This window comes from Lyngbya sp. CCY1209 (assembly GCF_055795065.1).
Window position 1 is genome coordinate 15,271 of record NZ_JAYFER010000641.1, and the last position, 16,056, is coordinate 31,326.

Below are 16,056 nucleotides of genomic sequence, written 5' to 3' on the forward strand. Positions count from 1 at the left end.
ATCGCATTCTCATCAGAAAAACATGAGTGAACGCCTCAACATCCTGTCCTGAATGGACTCTCACGGGTTTGCACCCACTGAGGTATTAATCCGGTACTGACGAAAAATAGCGTGATACTCGACACAGCCAAAAGTCGCACGGAGAGGGAAAGCCCTTGACGAGGATTGAACTCGTGACCTCACCCTTACCAAGGGTGTGCTCTACCACTGAGCTACAAGGGCGAGTGGTGGGCCGGGCTGGATTTGAACCAGCGTAGGCATAGCCAGCGGATTTACAGTCCGCCCCCATTAACCACTCGGGCACCGACCCATTTATTCAACGATTTATTATCGTATCACAAATCTCAAAAAAATCCAGTCTTTTTGAAAACTTTTTTTTGAAATCTTCTCAACTCTCCGGTTGGCGGGGGTTTGAGTCGTCCCGGGGTTGCGATCGCCGCCGGGGGTTGGGCGGTTGCGGCCGGCCCGAAAACCCGATCCGGCCCGCCCGGGGCTGGGGGGAACCCGGCGGTTTCGTGCGGGTCCCCCGGCTGGGAAAATCGCTCTCGTCGTAAATTTCCCCCACCAACTCCTCCAAAATATCCTCCAGCGTCACCAACCCCACCGTGCCGCCGTACTCGTCCACCACGATCGCCATGTGGAGGCGCTGCTGCAACATCTCCTGCAACAAACTCCCCACCCGCTTCGTCTCCGGGACGTAAACCGGGGGGGTCATCGCCTCCCGCACGGATTGGGGCGGGTGTTCCCCATCAAGCGATCGCACCATTTGCAGCGCCCGCTTCAGGTGCACGATGCCCACGATCTCATCCTTGGACTCCCCCTGAACCGGAATCCGCGAATATCCCGTCTCCAGACAGACGTCGATCACCTCCTGCACCGTCGCCTCGTGGGAAATCGTCCGCATCTCGATCCGCGGCTTCACCACCTCCCGCGCCATCAGATAATCCATCATCAGCGCCTTATTCAGCAGTTGGTGTTTCTGCCAGTCCAACTGTCCGCGGCCCCCCAAAATCTCGATCATCAGCCGCAATTCCTGCACCGAGAGTCCCGGTTGCACCGCCCCCCGGTTCACCAGGCGGATGATATTTTGCGCGATCGCCTCAAACAGATAAATGACGGGCGCCAAAATAATCGAAAGCCAGTAAATCGGGCGGATCACCGCCTTGAAAATCGGCAGCACATTGCTGATCGCCAGGGACTTGGGCGTAATTTCTCCGAACACCAACAGCAAAAATGTCACCACCGCCGTCGCAATTCCCAACCCCGCATTTCCCAACCACAGGGCGAACAAATTACTCGTCAGAATCGCCGAAAAGTTGTTGACGAGGTTATTCCCCACCAGCAAGGTGGTGATGAACCGGGCCCGCCTCTCCAAAACCAAGGTGAACATCCGGTTCGGGTCCCCCTGTTCCCGGATCAGCGCCCGCAGTTTCAAATTGTCCAACGCCGTGATCGCCGTTTCCGAACCCGCGAAAAATGCCGAGAGTCCCAGCATCAACACCAAAATCGCCAGATCGATCCAGACGCTGCCCAACAGAGGGCCAGTTTCAGCCATCGTCGCCGCCAAGTATTCCGGGAGGAAGATTCCAATCACAGGGGATGCCAAACTCAAAAAACAGTTCTTTCTGATTTTAGGGGCAGAGGGGGCGGGGAAGGCAGGGAGGCGGAGGGGTGGGGGAAGCGGAGGAGGCGGAGGAAGCGGAGGAAGAAAATGAATTTTAAATTGTTAATTATTAATTATTAATTGTTAATTGTCAATAGGGTAGGCGGGTTCCGTCCCAGGAGAAGAATTGGCCGCTGTCGGCGATGTCGAGGCGATCGACGATCGCCATAAGTTGATCGACGGTGCGATCGACGGAAAACAATTTGTCCGGGGGGACGTTTCTTTGAAAGGGTTTGGAAAGGGGCGTATCCGTCGTGCCGGGATGCAGCAGCACCACGATCGCTTGGGGACATTTACGCCCATATTCGATCGCCGCCGTCCGCATCAACATATTCAAGGCCGCCTTCGAGGCGCGGTAGCCGTACCACCCGCCCAGATGGTTGTCCTCGATGCTGCCCACCTTGGCGGAAATACTGGCGAAAACGCTGCGGCGATCGCGGGGAAATAACGGCAACAAATGCTTCGCCAACAACACCCCGCCGATACTGTTGACCCGAAAATATTCCACCAGGCGATCGCTCTCCACCTGCCGCAAACTCTTCTCCGGCTGCAAGTTATCTCCGTGCAATATCCCCACACAATTGATCGCCAAATCCAGCGTCTCCACCCCGGCGCGAATTGTCTCCACCCCCGCCACGATATCAGATTCTTCACCAATATCCATCTGCAAACAAACTAATTCTTGGGGATGCTGCTCCGCCAAATTCAGCAACTTTTCCGCCGACTCCCGGCGTCGATAAGTGGCGTAAATCCGAGAAACCCGCCCCTCCCGCAACAGCTTCTCCACAAAACCAAACCCGATGCCCCCACTCGCCCCCAAAATTAACACATTCATCATCTCAAAACAATTAACAATTAACAATTAATAATTAACAATTGATGGCAGAACTATCCGCGAGGGAAAACTATTCCCGCTGCCCACGGATATCGTGATAATTTGAGCCTCTATTAACCGCGCCAGACTCGGTGCCTGTCCGGTTCCGGGGTTGACCGGATAGGCGGGGAAACAAGCCGCGCTGAGACTCAGGCGAATTTGGTGGGATTTGGGGATGCGAATGCAGGTGGGTTGCAACTGGATTTTCACCGGCATTTCCCCCCCATCTATCCGGACGTAACCCTGGGTAAAATTCCAGACGCCGCCATCCGATCGCACCTCAGACAGAACCGCACACAGATCGAAACTGGGGGTATCAGCGCGGCAGTAAATCTCCGCGAACCCCTCCCCCGCCAGGTGCAAATCCTCGTCCAAAGTATCGGAGGTATAAGTTAGGATATCACTTCGGCAGTCCAAAGCGGCGCGATCGAACGAACCCGCCGGAAAAGCCGCGTGTCCCCCGAGGGCGGGAACCGGGCGCCAGGGGTCGTGTACCAACCAATCGATGACGTCGGGCAAAACTTCTTCTTCCCCCTCCATTTCCGCCATCTCTTCGAGTTCGACGGACGTGGAAACTGAGATATTTTGATAGACCCGATTTTGGGAACCGTTGGGGGACTCCCTTTCATCACTCTCATCTTCCGGCAACAGCAAACCCGAATCCTCCCGCACGGCCGCGAGTCCGGTGCTGGCGAGGAGGTAAGATTGGGTGGACCGTTCCGGCCAGGTGTCGAATTCCCGCCAGCAATTACTCCCCATTTCAAATAGGGTGACAGGTTTTTCTGACAAAATTCCGGTATCGATCCCTTTGAGAAAATAGTCGAACCAGCGGATTTGCAATTCGTCGATGGGACTCGCCGCCAGAGGGCCGTAGTCCGCATTGCCGGCCCGTCGCCCCCAAGGCAGGTGCGCCCAAGGTCCGACAATGAGATATTGGGGATATTCGGAGCGATCGCTCATCTCCCGGTAAAAATGAACCGTCCCCCGCAAATAGGTGTCGAACCACCCCCCGATATGCAACATCGGCAAATCCACGTCGTCCAGGTTCGGGGTCAGGGTGGGCCAGTAACCGTCCGGGTAGTAATCCGAGTTGTGCAGCCATTCGTGGTAGAAGGAGTCGGGCGCCAGGGTTTTCAGGATCTCCGGAGAGGCCGGTATTTCGTCGTAGAAGGGCAGGTGGCGCGAGGCGCGTACAAACTCTCGATAAGCCGTTTCATCGCCCTTCAAGCGTGCACCTTCGGCCTCTAATTGCATCGCCCAGGCGAGGTTCATCTGCAAGCAGAACGCCCCCCCTTCGTAGGCCCAATCCTTGTAGAGGTCGGTGGCCAGCATGGCGGGACAGATGGTTTTGAGGGCCTCCGGGTAGCCGGAGGCAGCGTAGAGTTGGGTCATGCCCTGGTAGGAAAAGCCGTACATCCCCACGTCCCCGCTGCTTCCGGGCAGTCGCAGCGCCCAATCGAGGGTATCGACGCCATCATCGACTTCGTTGGCGAACAGTCGAAATTCGCCCTCGGAGGTGCCCCGCCCCCGCACGTCTTGGATGACGACGATGTAGCCCTGTTCAGCGTACCAGACGGGGTGCGCGTAGACGACGGTGGATGCGATCGCCCGTCCGTAGGGTTGACGCATCAGCAACACCGGATATTCCCCCGTCATGTCGGGGCGATAAATATCGGCATTCAACCGCACCCCGTCCCGGGTCAGCATGGATGCCGTTTCTCGAATAACCATAAACTTTTTTTGATAGGGAGTCGGGAGTCGGGAGTCGGGAGTCGGTAATTGAAGCCCCCAGGATTGGGGGTTTGGGGGCGAGTCCAATCGCGATCGTTCATTTTTCATTTTTCACTTTCCCCACACCCTACACCCTAATCAAAGCATCTTGGCGACTCAGAACCCGCAAATCTTCTTCGTCGAGTTCCACGGGGGTGCCGCTGCGGATCAGTTCGGCGAAGTTCTCGTTGGGAACCATGATACACAGGGCGTAGAGTCGGGTGGAACCCGTGTTCTCGATGATGTGGGTGCCGGTGGCGGGGACGAGGATGCTGTCTCCGGTTTGAATTCGGACGGTTTTGCCGTCGCAGGTGGCGACGCCTTCCCCTTTGAGGATGAAGAACATTTCCACAGCCAGTTGGTGGCGGTTGGGCGGCGTTTTGCCGCCGATATCGAAAATTTCGATGCACACCGTCAGGGAAGTGTCGGCGATTTCCGGGTCGAAAACGATCGCCAGTCGGTTGGTGTCGCGGGGACTAATACGAAACGCCTGGTAATCTCGGGACGACTTGACGACGGGAATCATGCAGCGATCGGTCATGGTTCCGGGGTCCTCACATAATAATTAACAATTAACAATTAACAATTAACAATTATCAATTGCTTCCGCGATGTTTTGGGAGTGGGTGACGAAGCCGAAGCACTGGTTGACGTTGTACAGCGTCGCCTGCCGGCAGTAGTCGGGGGAGGTGGTGGCGGTGCAGTCTTCGACGAGGATGCAGTCGTAGCCGAGGAAGTTGGCGTCCTGGAGGGTGGTCATCACGCACTGGTCCGCGTTAACGCCCCCGAAAAACAGGGTCGTCCGCCCCAGGTTCCTCAAGATGCTGTCGAGGGGGGTGTCCCAAAAGCCGCTCATCCGGTATTTGTCGATGTAAATATCTTCGGGTTGGTTGTCGAGTTCGTCAACGATCGCGGCGGCCCAAGAGCCTTTGGTCAAAACGGGGGCGCCATTTTTGGGCAGCGGGTCCCCCAGGCCGACTCCCTCCCCCGTGGGATTGTAGACATGGCGGAGCCCCGCCCCGATATTGAGCAGGTCGGGACGGTTTCCCCAGTTGACCCAAATCACCGGGACGCCGAGCGATCGCAGACGCCGAAGCAGGGCGTTGAGCGGTGCGACGGGTTGGCGGGCCGGGGTGACATCAACGCCGATGTGGGCCAGCCAGCCGTCGGGGTGGCAAAAGTCGTTTTGCATATCGACGACCAAAATTGCCGCCTTCGCCAAGTCCAGGTGCAGGCATTTGGTCTGGGTTTTTAAGGTGACGGGTTGCGGGGGCAGGGGGGGGCGGGTGAGATCGGCGATCGCTTCGCTGACCCCCCAAGCGTTGGGAGGAACGCCCAACGGACGCAAAGAATGAGGATTCATCGGGGCTCGGGTAGGATTGAGAATTCAGAATTGATATTAACTCAATTTCCCGAACTCCTCGGAAGCGATCGCTTTTCCCCACTCGAACTCGATCCGCCCGGATCTCATGAATTGTGGGAAAAATGCCCAGCCCGAACCCGTTCACCCCTCTCGACGGGTGAGCCGGCAAGGTTCCCACAAGTTCCAATTTGGGGGTCTCCGATTGATTCTCCGCTCACTTGAACCAGAACTCGGCGCGATCGCGGGCCGTCCAATTCAAGCAGTAGAAGAGACGGCCACCGGCCCCAACCCAACCTGCCCTCCACCACCGGAATCACTTCGCTGGTACTTAACGTGATTGCCATCAGGTGAGAGTGGGCGTTGATGGGTTCGTCGGGTGGCACGTCTGGATGGTGTAAGTCGTTGTGCAGGTATCTGTTTTCGGGAGGAGCCAACTTTTTTAAATAGACCCTGATATCCTCCCAAAGGCGTTCCTCATTTTCATTGATGGTGAGGGCGGTCGTCCTGTGCTGAGAAAAGACCAACACCTGCCCGTTCTGGATGGAGGTGGACTCCAACAGTTCTACAACTTGAGGGGTGATGTCGAAAATAGTCGATTCCCTCTCGGGTTTCGAGTTCGATGAACTGATGAACGATGGGCATGGGGTGAAGGTTGGTGTGGGGATGGATTTTCATCCGGAGAGTTCGGATCGCCACTTTTATCGGTACTCAAAAGCCGGCCGGCATGATGAGCGGCGATGCGGTGAAACTCCGGGACTCCCGACGCGGTGGAATCTATTCGTCCTCGTCTTCGTCGCTGAAGCTCCCTTTCGGTTCCACTTGAATCAGGTGAATGTGTTTGGAACCCAGGCGAATTTCAAACTGATCGCCCGGTTTCAACCCCATTTCCTGGGTGTAGTTGGCACCGATCACCAAGGAACCATTTTTGTGGACGCAGGCGCGGTAGCTCGCTTCCCTTCCCCGTCCATCTTTGGAACGGCCGGGTTCCAGGGCGATTCCCTTGGCGGCGAGGAGGGCGTCGTAAAACTCGGTCATGTTCGCCCGAGTTTGGTTGTCTTTTGTCACGGTGTAATAACCGCACTCCTTCGCGGTGTCCCGGCGGGGTTTGGAGCCGAGCGCCTTAACTTTCTGCAGTAAAGCTTTTCCGGTCAGGGGGTTAGCAGGGAGTTGCTCTGCTGTTGCTTTTGCCATCGAATGTACTCCAATTCAAATCCATTCAATCCTAACATATTAGTCGGATATTTTTCACATCATATAACGTAAATGCCGCCGTTGGGGAAATTTTTTTTTAACTTCACATCTGAGCAGCCGGAGTCGCACGGGTGGAAAACGGGCGGGGGAAGTCAATTTTCGCGGAGATGGACAGCCTAAATCTCGTCGCCTTTGTTTTTCCCCTCGGGAAGAACTGATCTCGGGAAATCCGCGACCGGGGGTAGAAATTGCGGCGGGATGTCGCGGCGGGGACTTTCCGCATCGGGGGCTTTTCGCAACGCTGGCGTTGTGGAAAAGGCGGGTTGACAAAAAAATCAATACGACGTATATTAGTTTTGAAATACCCCACGTCCCACCCGTCGCCGGATGGGCGGGCAACTCACCCGGGAGATTTTCCATGAAGTTGACCAAAATCGATCTGAAAAACCTGGTAGCCGTCGGCCATCAAAATGGCGCGCTGGGGCTGTTAATCGATCGCGGCGATGAAATCGAGTACGTCGAAGTTCTCGCCCCCGAAGTCGCCTGCGAGGGACTCCGGCAGGTCGCCGAACTGGCGGGGGGCGAACCCGGGCAAGGGTCGGGCCGGGAAAATGCGATCGCCCCTTCACGAGAGGCGGAACTGATCGCCTTAGTGCCGTTCAACTCCCTGATTGTCACCCCGGAGGAGGATGACGAATCCGAAGTCGTTTTATCTGCGGAATATTTGACCGGACCGATTCCCCCGCGATCGCATCTGCGGGATGCCAGAGCAACAGAGCAAGCTGATTAATTTTAAGGGGAAGAGCCGGAACTTGTCAAAGCCCAATCAACAAATTTTTACAACTTCCCGGTCAGATGGGGCGACGGCGGCGGGGGAGGACATCAATGCCGATCTCTAAGACAGTGCGATCCGGCCTTGACCGGACATTTTTTGATCGATTTTAGATTTCGATCCGGCGGGGGACGGGCCTGCCGCGCCGCCAACATTGGGGAGGGGAAGGGAAGGGGAACCGAAAAGGTAAAGGAATCCGAAAGATCGGATGGGGGGAAGAATTGATCGTTGACAATTGACAATTGACAATTAATGGCGCTTCTCCCGACTCCCACCCCCCAGATGTTTTCGGGCGGATTGCCGGGATTGGATCTGAAAATGCGATCGCCCCCCCGAGACCCTCACGCGGCTCGGATATCCTCCACCAACCGATCAAACGCACTCCAATCGTCTGCGGCGACGATCGGTTCCCAAACCCTCTCGATGGCGGGCCGCAGGGGGACAGTGGCGGGATTATTCTGTTCGAGGCGAACTTTCATCTCCTCCATTTCCGCCGGGGACAAGGGCTGCAAATGATGGCAGTAGAGTGCCCGCCAAGCGGCGAAGTGTTTGAGATCCCCCAGTTCCCCGAGAATTTGCGTTTCATCTTCCTGCCATCGGGGGCCGAATTGTTCCCGGAGTCGGATGAAGAAATCATGATATCCCAGGGGATTGTCCTTGAGTAAATCCACCGTCAGCCCGACCAATTCGGAACCTTCGGGGGCGGGTAAGGCGGCTAATCCCAACTTTTTGACCATCAATTCTCGGTAGGTAGCCGAGTAACGTTCCGAAAACGATTCCAAAGCCTCCCGGAGCCGATCGCGATCGCACACCATCCCCAGGGGTTTTTGCAACAATTCCAGATTTCCCCGGCAAATCAAGGGCTGGTTGCCGTAACAGTAGAGCCGGCCGTAGTCGAAATAAGCCGCCGTGAACTTGGGGTCGTACTCGGGCATGAATGCATAGGGGCCGTAGTCGAAACTCTCCCCGGTAATCGACAGATTATCCGTATTCAAAACGCCGTGGCAAAATCCGGCGGCCATCCACCCGGCCGCCAAATCCGCCACCCGCCCCACCAACTCCGAATAAAACGCGATCGCCCGATCTTCCCCGGCATCGCGCAGGTGGGGATAATAAATCTCGACGACGTGATCGAGTAACTTTTGAATCCGATCCGGGCGCCCGAAATAGTGGAGGCGTTCAAAGGTTCCGAAACGGATGTGGGAGCGGCTCACCCGCACCATCACCGAAGACCGGGTGGGGGAGGGCTCGTCGCCCCGCCACAGTTGTTCTCCGGTTTCAATTAAACTCAAACATCGGGAGGTCAGAACCCCCGCCCGATGCAAAGCTTCTGCCGCCAAAATTTCCCGCACCCCGCCCTTCAAGGTCAGGCGTCCGTCGGCGTGGCGGGAATAGGGGGTCGTCCCCGATCCTTTGGTGCCGAAATCGTACAATTCTCCGTCCGTCCCCCGCACCTGCCCGTACAAAAATCCCCGCCCGTCTCCCAACTCGGGATTGTACTGTCCGAACTGATAGCCGTGGTAGCGCATCGCCAGAAACGGGCGCACGCTCTCAAACTTCCCGAAGGCTTCTATAAAGTGTTCGTCCTCGGTTTGAGACGGGTCGATCCCGAATTTCGAGAGCAGTTCGTCATTGCGGAACCGCAAGATGTGGAGGGGAAACTCCGCGGCCGGAACGACATCATAATAATCGTCGCCCAACGCCTCGAAGCTCGGTTCGTATTCTAGGAACAGGAACGGATTGGACATGAGGGGTTAAATTCCAATTGCTGGATTATTTTAGAGGGGAGAATTGAAAATGACAACCCTTTGAAGAGGGAGGGAGTCGGTCCGAGGGAGTCGGGAGTCGGAAACCGCGAAATGTTCCCGCCGGGATTGTGCCCGATCTTCTCTATTTTCGATCAATTTGAATCCGTCGAGACTGCGATCGCGGCGGGTATCGCGACGGACACAACGGTGGGGACATTGCGATCAGAAAAAAGAAATCGGGAATCGGGAACCGGTTTTCCCCACACCCCGATGAAAGAAAATGTCCGAACCGTCCGGGCGGCCGCAATCCAACGTCGGAAACCGGACTCATTCCGCCCAGTCGTCGGGCCTCGGCGGCAAGGTGGGGTAGGTAATTCCCGACCGTGCAAACGCCCGTTTCGCCCGCCGAATCAAGTCGGATTTGTAGATAAATTCGTCGCGGACATCCATCGGATAGCACTTCAGCTTGACGTGGGTTCCCCAGGCTTTTTCGTCCAAAATCACCGAAATCGGCAGGTCGAGTTGGGTGTATTTGCTCGTCTGGGCGACCCGGTACAGCAGGGGTACGATGCGGTCGAGATCGGCGTCGTGGGAAAAGTAAAAGTTGACCACGGCCTGGGCTTCGACATTGCCCTTGTTGGCGTTGACGATCGCCTCGGTCCACATTTTATTGTGGGGGATGGTCACGATGTCATCGTTGGGGGTCTGCAGTTGGATCGCCCGCAGTCCGTAGCCGATAATTTCGCCGTACTGGTCGCCGATGGTGACGCGATCGCCCACCTGATAGGGCCTCTCAAACAGCGCCATCAACCCCGCGATCACCGAGCTGGCGTAATCCTTGAAGGCGAAGCCGAGGGCGACCGCCACCGTCCCCGTAATTGCCAGGACGTTGTTGGGCGAGAGGTTGAGAAATAAATGAATCAAAATGGCGATCGCCAACCCCAAAAAAAACGCCCGCCAGAAGGGGAGGGACTGTTTGACCCCCAACCGAAACCGCAGAGGAACTTTTTCGGAAATCCAGTGGAGAAACTTGTCCGTGGCGAGGATAACCCAGTAGGTGAGGGCGAGCACCGCGATCGCCTGGATAATCTTGATGGCGGTGATCTCGGCCAGAATTTCGGTCGCGACATTCGTTTCTTCTCCGCCACTTTGGGCCAGCACAATCGCCGGCAGGATTTCTCCGGACATTAACTTTCCTCCCCGATCAAAAATTTATTGTTGTCGAGATCCCGTTTCAAGCGGGGGTAGTGCATGGGATTGAGTTGCAGTTGTCCCTCTGCCGTCGGGGGGCGGATGACGGCCCCGACCCGGATCAACCGCTGGACCTGCGTGTGAATTTCGCCCTCCGAAATGCCCAAACTCATCGCCAGATGGGGGAGGGTCATGGCTCCGTGCACGGCCAGGGAAAACAACAGGAAGCGGTCCTCTTTGCTCAAACTCGGCAGGGTCGGCAGGGTGGGACGGCCCAAAATCCAGGGGGGCGGCTCGGTTTCCGATTCTTCCGGATTTTCCGACGGTTCCGGTTCTTCCGAATTTTCCGACTCTTCCTCTTCCGTTTTCGGGGGAGAAATCCCCAGAGACTCCAGCCAACCCCGGGCCGCGATCGCGCCGACACCCTGGGACACCCCCGCCAGGCGGTGGTAGTACCGCCGTTCGGCTTGGGAAGCCCACTTTTCCTCCTCCAATTCTTCCTCCTCCTCGGCGGACTCCTCCTCCCCCAATTGCAGGTCGAGGGGGGCCCGCACCGGTTCGATCCACTCTTTGAGGGCGATCGGTATCAGGGGGGGCAGGGAAATCGTATTTTCAAAGAGATCCCCCAACTGACAGACCCGATCCAGGTACAGCCAAGCCCAGCGGTTGCACCCGACGAGCCAGAAGCGGGAGCGGTCGTGGAAGATCGCCTCTTTCAGCCGGTCGATCCCGTCAAAACCGTCCGTACACCGCAGGAAACACCAACTCAAATCGGGAATGACCGCCAGGACTCGGTCGCCCTCCGCAGGGGGGAGGATCGTTTTTTCCAATTCCTCCGCGATCGCCCGGTAGTCCCGGGGTCGGGAAGACCAGGGCAACCACTGCAACGTCAAATCCTCCACCGGTTCCGGGGAAGTCAAAGTGTCCCAGAGGATCGTGGCGATCGCTTCGGCCGGACATCCCAAAACTGCCAAACTGTTGCCGGTTTCCACCCCAGACCGCCACGCTTCGAGCCGTTCTTCCAACTCCGAGCGAATAAATTTTTGATAGGGTTCCGGCGTCGCCAAACCTGCCAGTTCCCGTTTCAGGCGATCGCTCTGTTGGCGTGGAATGGGGTGGAGTTCCTGGGGATTGAACTTCGCTTCGAGCTCGTCTGCGTGGGCTTGCAACGTTTCTCGGGCTTTCGGGAACCAGGCCCGGACTTTTTCCAACAAAGGGGCGATCGAGAATTTCATATTCTGTGATTGGGGTGTGCGGGCGTGGGGTGTGGGGAAGAAAGAGAAGAGAGGAAAGAGAAGAGAGGAAAGAGAAACTTCTCACTTCTCATATCGAATCCGATTGAATATCCAGAAGTCAAAGCCCACTCCGGCTCCCCCCTTTTTAAGGGCCCGGCCGTTTCATTCTCGGTTAAAAATTGTCGGGAGCGACAATGAAAACCGTTGATGGGAGACCGGAGCAAGGGAATATCCGGTTAAAAACACCTTTTTATTCCGAAAAATCTCCCTCCGCTCCCTCCGCTCCCTCCGCTCCCTCTGCTCCCCTTGCCATTTTTCTGGGGAGAATGAAACGGCCCTGCTTTTTAAGGGGGGTTGGGGGGGATCTCCGATTCTCGCGTAAATAACCGGATTTGATATAACTCCGATACCTCCGCCCCCGTCGGGGAATCTAAAATCTAAAATCTAAAATTCCCTAATACCGACTCCCTCCGAAAAATCAACGCATCACCGTCACGACAATCGATCGCGCCTCCACGAGAATGGGTTTGTCGCCCGTGTAATAAATTTCTCCCGGCACGAAATTGGGTTCTTTGGTGTCGATGATCACCTGCCAGCGGCGATCTTGCAGTCCCTCGGGAATCAAAAATTCCAATTCCTCATAGTGGGCGTTGAAGAAAATCAAAAAACTGTCGTCCATCACCCGCTCACCCTGGGAGCCGCGGGCCGGAATTTCTTCCCCGTTGAGGAACACCCCGATCGCCTTCGCATATCCGGCATTCCACTGATCTTCGGTCATCTGGCCGCCGTCGGGGTTGAACCAGCCGATATCGCTCACCCCTGACCCGTGGATGGCCCGTCCCTGGAACCACTTGCGGCGGTGAAAAACCGGGTGTTGGCGCCGGAAATAAATCAAATGGCGGGTAAAATCCAACAGCGCCGCGTTGGACTCCTGCAGGTCCCAATCCAGCCAGGAAATCTGATTGTCCTGGCAGTAGGCGTTGTTATTTCCGAATTGCGATCGCCCCAATTCGTCCCCGCTCAAAAACATCGGCACCCCCTGGGACAGCATCAGCGTCACCAAAAGATTGCGCCGCTGGCGGTTCCGCAATTCCAAAATGTCGGGGTCCTCCGTCTCCCCCTCTTCCCCGCAATTCCAGGATCGGTTGTGGCTTTCCCCGTCGTTGTTGTCCTCCCCGTTGTCTTCGTTGTGTTTTTCGTTGTAACTCACCAAGTCGTTGAGGGTGAAACCGTCGTGGGCGGTAATAAAATTGATGCTGGCATGGGGCTGGCGTCCGTTATCTTCGTACAGGTCGGAACTGCCCGTAAATCGGTAGGCAAATTCGGCTAGGGCGCTATCTTCCCCCCGCCAAAAATCCCGCACCGTATCCCGGTATTTGCCGTTCCACTCCGACCACAATAATGGAAATTTGCCCACCTGATAGCCGCCTTCTCCCACATCCCACGGTTCGGCGATCAATTTCACGTCGGAGAGGACGGGATCTTGGTGGATGATGTCGAAAAATGCGGCCAGAGAGTTGACTTCATACAGTTCTCGGGCCAAAGCCGACGCCAGGTCGAACCGGAACCCGTCCACGTGCATCTCCAGCACCCAATAGCGGAGGCTGTCCATGATCAATTTCAGGACTTGGGGATGGCTGACGTTGAGGGAATTTCCGCACCCCGTAAAGTCCATATAATAGCGGCGATCGTCCTCCACCAGGCGGTAGTAACTGGCGTTGTCGATCCCCCGCAGGGACAGGGTCGGGCCGAGGTGGTTGCCCTCGCCGGTGTGGTTGTAAACCACATCCAAAATGACCTCGATCCCCCCGGCGTGGAGGGCTTTGACCATTTCTTTGAATTCCTTGACCGGGCTGCCCAAAATGGGGTCTGCGCCGTAGTTGTAATGGGGGGCAAAATAACAGATGGAGTCGTAGCCCCAATAGTTTCTCAAACCCTTGTCCACCAGGTGTCCGGGCTGGGAGAGGAAGTGGTGGACCGGCATCAATTCCACCGCCGTAATGCCGAGGGATTGCAGGTAGGCGATCGCAGCCGGATGTCCGATTCCGGCGTAGGTTCCCCGCAATTCTTCGGGGATGTCGGGGTGAAGTTTCGTGAAGCCCCGGACGTGCATTTCGTAGATGATCGTCTCGTGTTCGGGAATGTGGAGGGGGCGATCGTCTTCCCAGTCGAAAGTCTCGTCCACGACGACGGCTTTGGGGACTAGATGGGCGTCGTCGAGTTCGGAATAGCCCAAATCCAACTCCGGATCTTCCCAAGGATATCCGAAAATTTCTTCGCCGTAGCCGATTTCCCCGTCGAGGGCTTTGGCGTAGGGATCGATGAGCAGTTTGTTGGGGTTAAAACGGTGTCCTTCTTCGGGTGCAAAAGGGCCGTGGACGCGGAATCCGTATCGCTGGCCGGGACAGATTCCCGGCAAATAGCCGTGCCAAACAAAGTTTTTGACTTCTGTCAGGGGGACGCGAGTTTCTTGATCTTCGCTATCGAACAGGCAGAGTTCGACTGCCGTCGCATTTTCGCTGAATAGTGCAAAATTTGTGCCTTTGCCATCCCAGGTCGCACCGAGCGGATGGGGATTACCGGGCCAAGTGGGTACATACATATTTTGAATGTCCTATTGCGATCGGTGAGAGCTGACGCCGTTTGTCGGATCTGCCAACTTGATAGTCGCTACATTACATTTATATATATAGCAATCAAACACCATTTTTAAGTTTTCTAGCCCCCAAACCCCCAATTCTGGGGGCTTTGAGCGAATGTTCCCTTCAGAGGATCGAACCAAATTTCCGAATGCGTGACTTTTGACTCTCGCCCCCAAACCCCCAATTCTGGGGGCTCTTAGCTGACAAAATTTCACGAGTCATTCTGCGTGACTTTTGACTCTCGCCCCCAAACCCCCAATTCTGGGGGCTCTTAGCTGACAAAATTTCACGAGTCATTTCATATTGCCATAGTTTCACATTGTTATGCAAATCATTAATCATTAATTATTAATTATTAATTGTTAATTGTTATCCAATCCCCCTCGACGCGGGCGATCGCGCCGCCGGGAAAGGGATCGGTTTGCGATCGGTTGGGGGCCGATATCAGGGCGGTGAGTTTTTCGATTTGCTCGAAGTTACTCGCCCCCGGCAGCACCTCCCGCAACAGCCGCCGCATCACCCGCCGTTGCAGGGCGAGGGGCGCTTTTTTCAGGGGTTGGCGGTTGACTCCGGGCCGATCGCGATCGCGGCAAATTGCCCTGTCGTACAATTTCTCAGCCTCGGTTTCCAAATAGTCTACATCCGCCCGCAGCAATTCGGCCGTCCGGGCGAGATTTTGTTCGGCGTTGGGGTTGAAGTGGGTTTGCAAATAGGGCAGCAGTTCGTTGCGGATGCGGTTTCTGGCGTGGCGGAGATCGGCGTTGGTGCTGTCTTCCCAGATTTCCAAATGGCGATTTTTGCAAAATTCTCCGGTTTCGGACCGGGCGATTTCCAACATCGGACGCACCAACATCACTTCGGAATCGGGATTTTCGGGGAATAAAGGGCGGCTCCAGGTCAGCGCCGCGAGTCCGTCGGCGCCGCCGCCCCGGATCAGATTATAAAGCAGAGTTTCGGCGCGATCGCTGGCCGTGTGACCCGTGACCACATAATGATAATTGTGAGACAGGGCGACCTCCCCGATCGCCCGATATCGCCACCGGCGGGCGGCGGCTTCCGATGCAGGAATGGGTCCGGCCGTCAATCGATAAAAGGGAGTATTCCAGTTATTTGCCAACCGTTCGATATGGTCGGCATTCGCCCCGGAATCGGGTCGCCAGCGGTGGTCACAGTGGGCGATCGCGATCGTCCAATCCCACTTCGACCGCAGGTCCAACAACAGCCGGATCAGGCACAGGGAATCCTGTCCCCCGGAAACCGCCACCAAGATCCGCGATGCGGGGGGCAGTAATTTTCGCGATCGTAACACTCGATGGAATTGGGCGTGGAGGGGCGTCCAGGGTAATGCGTCAGACATGACATTTCAGATGGTAAAACTGGAGATTTTAGATCGATTTTCTCTCACTTCTCGCCCTCTCCCCCAGCCCCTCTCCCAATTCTGGGCGAGGGGAGAAGAGTCCGGTTCCCCCCTATCTCCCCCCTTACTCCCCCCTTTCAAAGGGGGGCTGGGGGGGATGGGGGTTGGGGGGGATGGGGGTTAGGGGGGC

13 protein-coding genes and 2 tRNA genes are annotated in these 16,056 nt (G+C 56.3%); 1 reads left to right on the plus strand and 14 read right to left on the minus strand.

Translation table 11 applies throughout. The features are described from left to right. Window positions 1-150: 150 nt before the first annotated feature. The 9 genes from AC0QHF_RS25835 to AC0QHF_RS25875 all read right to left on the minus strand — a co-directional run bounded on the left by AC0QHF_RS25835 (window position 151) and on the right by AC0QHF_RS25875 (window position 6,861). Window positions 151-222, minus strand: a tRNA-Thr gene (locus AC0QHF_RS25835). A gap of 3 nt (window positions 223-225) precedes the next feature. Beyond that, window positions 226-310, minus strand: a tRNA-Tyr gene (locus AC0QHF_RS25840). Window positions 311-388: 78 nt separating this feature from the next. Then, complete coding sequence (locus AC0QHF_RS25845; RefSeq protein WP_324707147.1) at window positions 389-1,594, minus strand: hemolysin family protein; 1,206 nt, start codon at window positions 1,592-1,594, stop codon at window positions 389-391. A 160-nt stretch (window positions 1,595-1,754) separates the two neighbouring features. Next, window positions 1,755-2,498, minus strand: a complete 744-nt coding sequence (locus AC0QHF_RS25850; protein WP_324707159.1) for an SDR family NAD(P)-dependent oxidoreductase — start codon at window positions 2,496-2,498, stop codon at window positions 1,755-1,757. A gap of 27 nt (window positions 2,499-2,525) precedes the next feature. Further along, entirely contained in the window at window positions 2,526-4,268 is a 1,743-nt protein-coding gene (locus AC0QHF_RS25855) for a CocE/NonD family hydrolase (protein WP_324707148.1), read from the minus strand. A gap of 127 nt (window positions 4,269-4,395) precedes the next feature. Further along, window positions 4,396-4,848, minus strand: coding sequence for a cupin domain-containing protein (locus AC0QHF_RS25860; protein WP_324707149.1), 453 nt, complete (start codon window positions 4,846-4,848; stop codon window positions 4,396-4,398). A gap of 45 nt (window positions 4,849-4,893) precedes the next feature. Then, window positions 4,894-5,670, minus strand: coding sequence for a cysteine hydrolase family protein (locus AC0QHF_RS25865; protein ID WP_324707150.1), 777 nt, complete (start codon window positions 5,668-5,670; stop codon window positions 4,894-4,896). 104 nt (window positions 5,671-5,774) lie between these two features. After that, entirely contained in the window at window positions 5,775-6,227 is a 453-nt protein-coding gene (locus AC0QHF_RS25870) for a secondary thiamine-phosphate synthase enzyme YjbQ (RefSeq protein WP_324707151.1), read from the minus strand. Window positions 6,228-6,444: 217 nt separating this feature from the next. Beyond that, window positions 6,445-6,861 (minus strand): AbrB family transcriptional regulator, encoded by a 417-nt coding sequence (locus AC0QHF_RS25875; protein ID WP_324707152.1) that lies wholly within the window; start codon window positions 6,859-6,861, stop codon window positions 6,445-6,447. 418 nt (window positions 6,862-7,279) lie between these two features. Between AC0QHF_RS25875 and AC0QHF_RS25880 the strand changes: the two genes are divergently transcribed. Further along, a complete protein-coding gene (locus tag AC0QHF_RS25880; protein ID WP_324707153.1) occupies window positions 7,280-7,651 on the plus strand; it encodes a KTSC domain-containing protein in 372 nt (123 codons plus the stop codon). Window positions 7,652-8,034: 383 nt separating this feature from the next. On the opposite strand, the gene AC0QHF_RS25885 is transcribed toward AC0QHF_RS25880, so the two are convergent. The 5 genes from AC0QHF_RS25885 to tilS form a co-directional block, all read right to left on the minus strand. Beyond that, a complete protein-coding gene (locus AC0QHF_RS25885) occupies window positions 8,035-9,441 on the minus strand; it encodes a protein adenylyltransferase SelO (RefSeq protein WP_324707154.1) in 1,407 nt (468 codons plus the stop codon). Window positions 9,442-9,768: 327 nt separating this feature from the next. Next, window positions 9,769-10,629 (minus strand): mechanosensitive ion channel family protein, encoded by an 861-nt coding sequence (locus AC0QHF_RS25890; RefSeq protein WP_324707155.1) that lies wholly within the window; start codon window positions 10,627-10,629, stop codon window positions 9,769-9,771. After that, a complete protein-coding gene (locus AC0QHF_RS25895) occupies window positions 10,629-11,867 on the minus strand; it encodes a MarR family transcriptional regulator (RefSeq protein ID WP_324707156.1) in 1,239 nt (412 codons plus the stop codon). The genes AC0QHF_RS25890 and AC0QHF_RS25895 overlap by 1 nt, the downstream gene beginning before the upstream one ends. A gap of 478 nt (window positions 11,868-12,345) precedes the next feature. Continuing rightward, window positions 12,346-14,469, minus strand: coding sequence for a glycogen debranching protein GlgX (gene glgX / locus AC0QHF_RS25900; RefSeq protein WP_324707157.1), 2,124 nt, complete (start codon window positions 14,467-14,469; stop codon window positions 12,346-12,348). 395 nt (window positions 14,470-14,864) lie between these two features. Further along, entirely contained in the window at window positions 14,865-15,866 is a 1,002-nt protein-coding gene (gene tilS / locus AC0QHF_RS25905; RefSeq protein ID WP_324707158.1) for a tRNA lysidine(34) synthetase TilS, read from the minus strand. Between the last annotated feature and the right edge of the window lie 190 nt (window positions 15,867-16,056).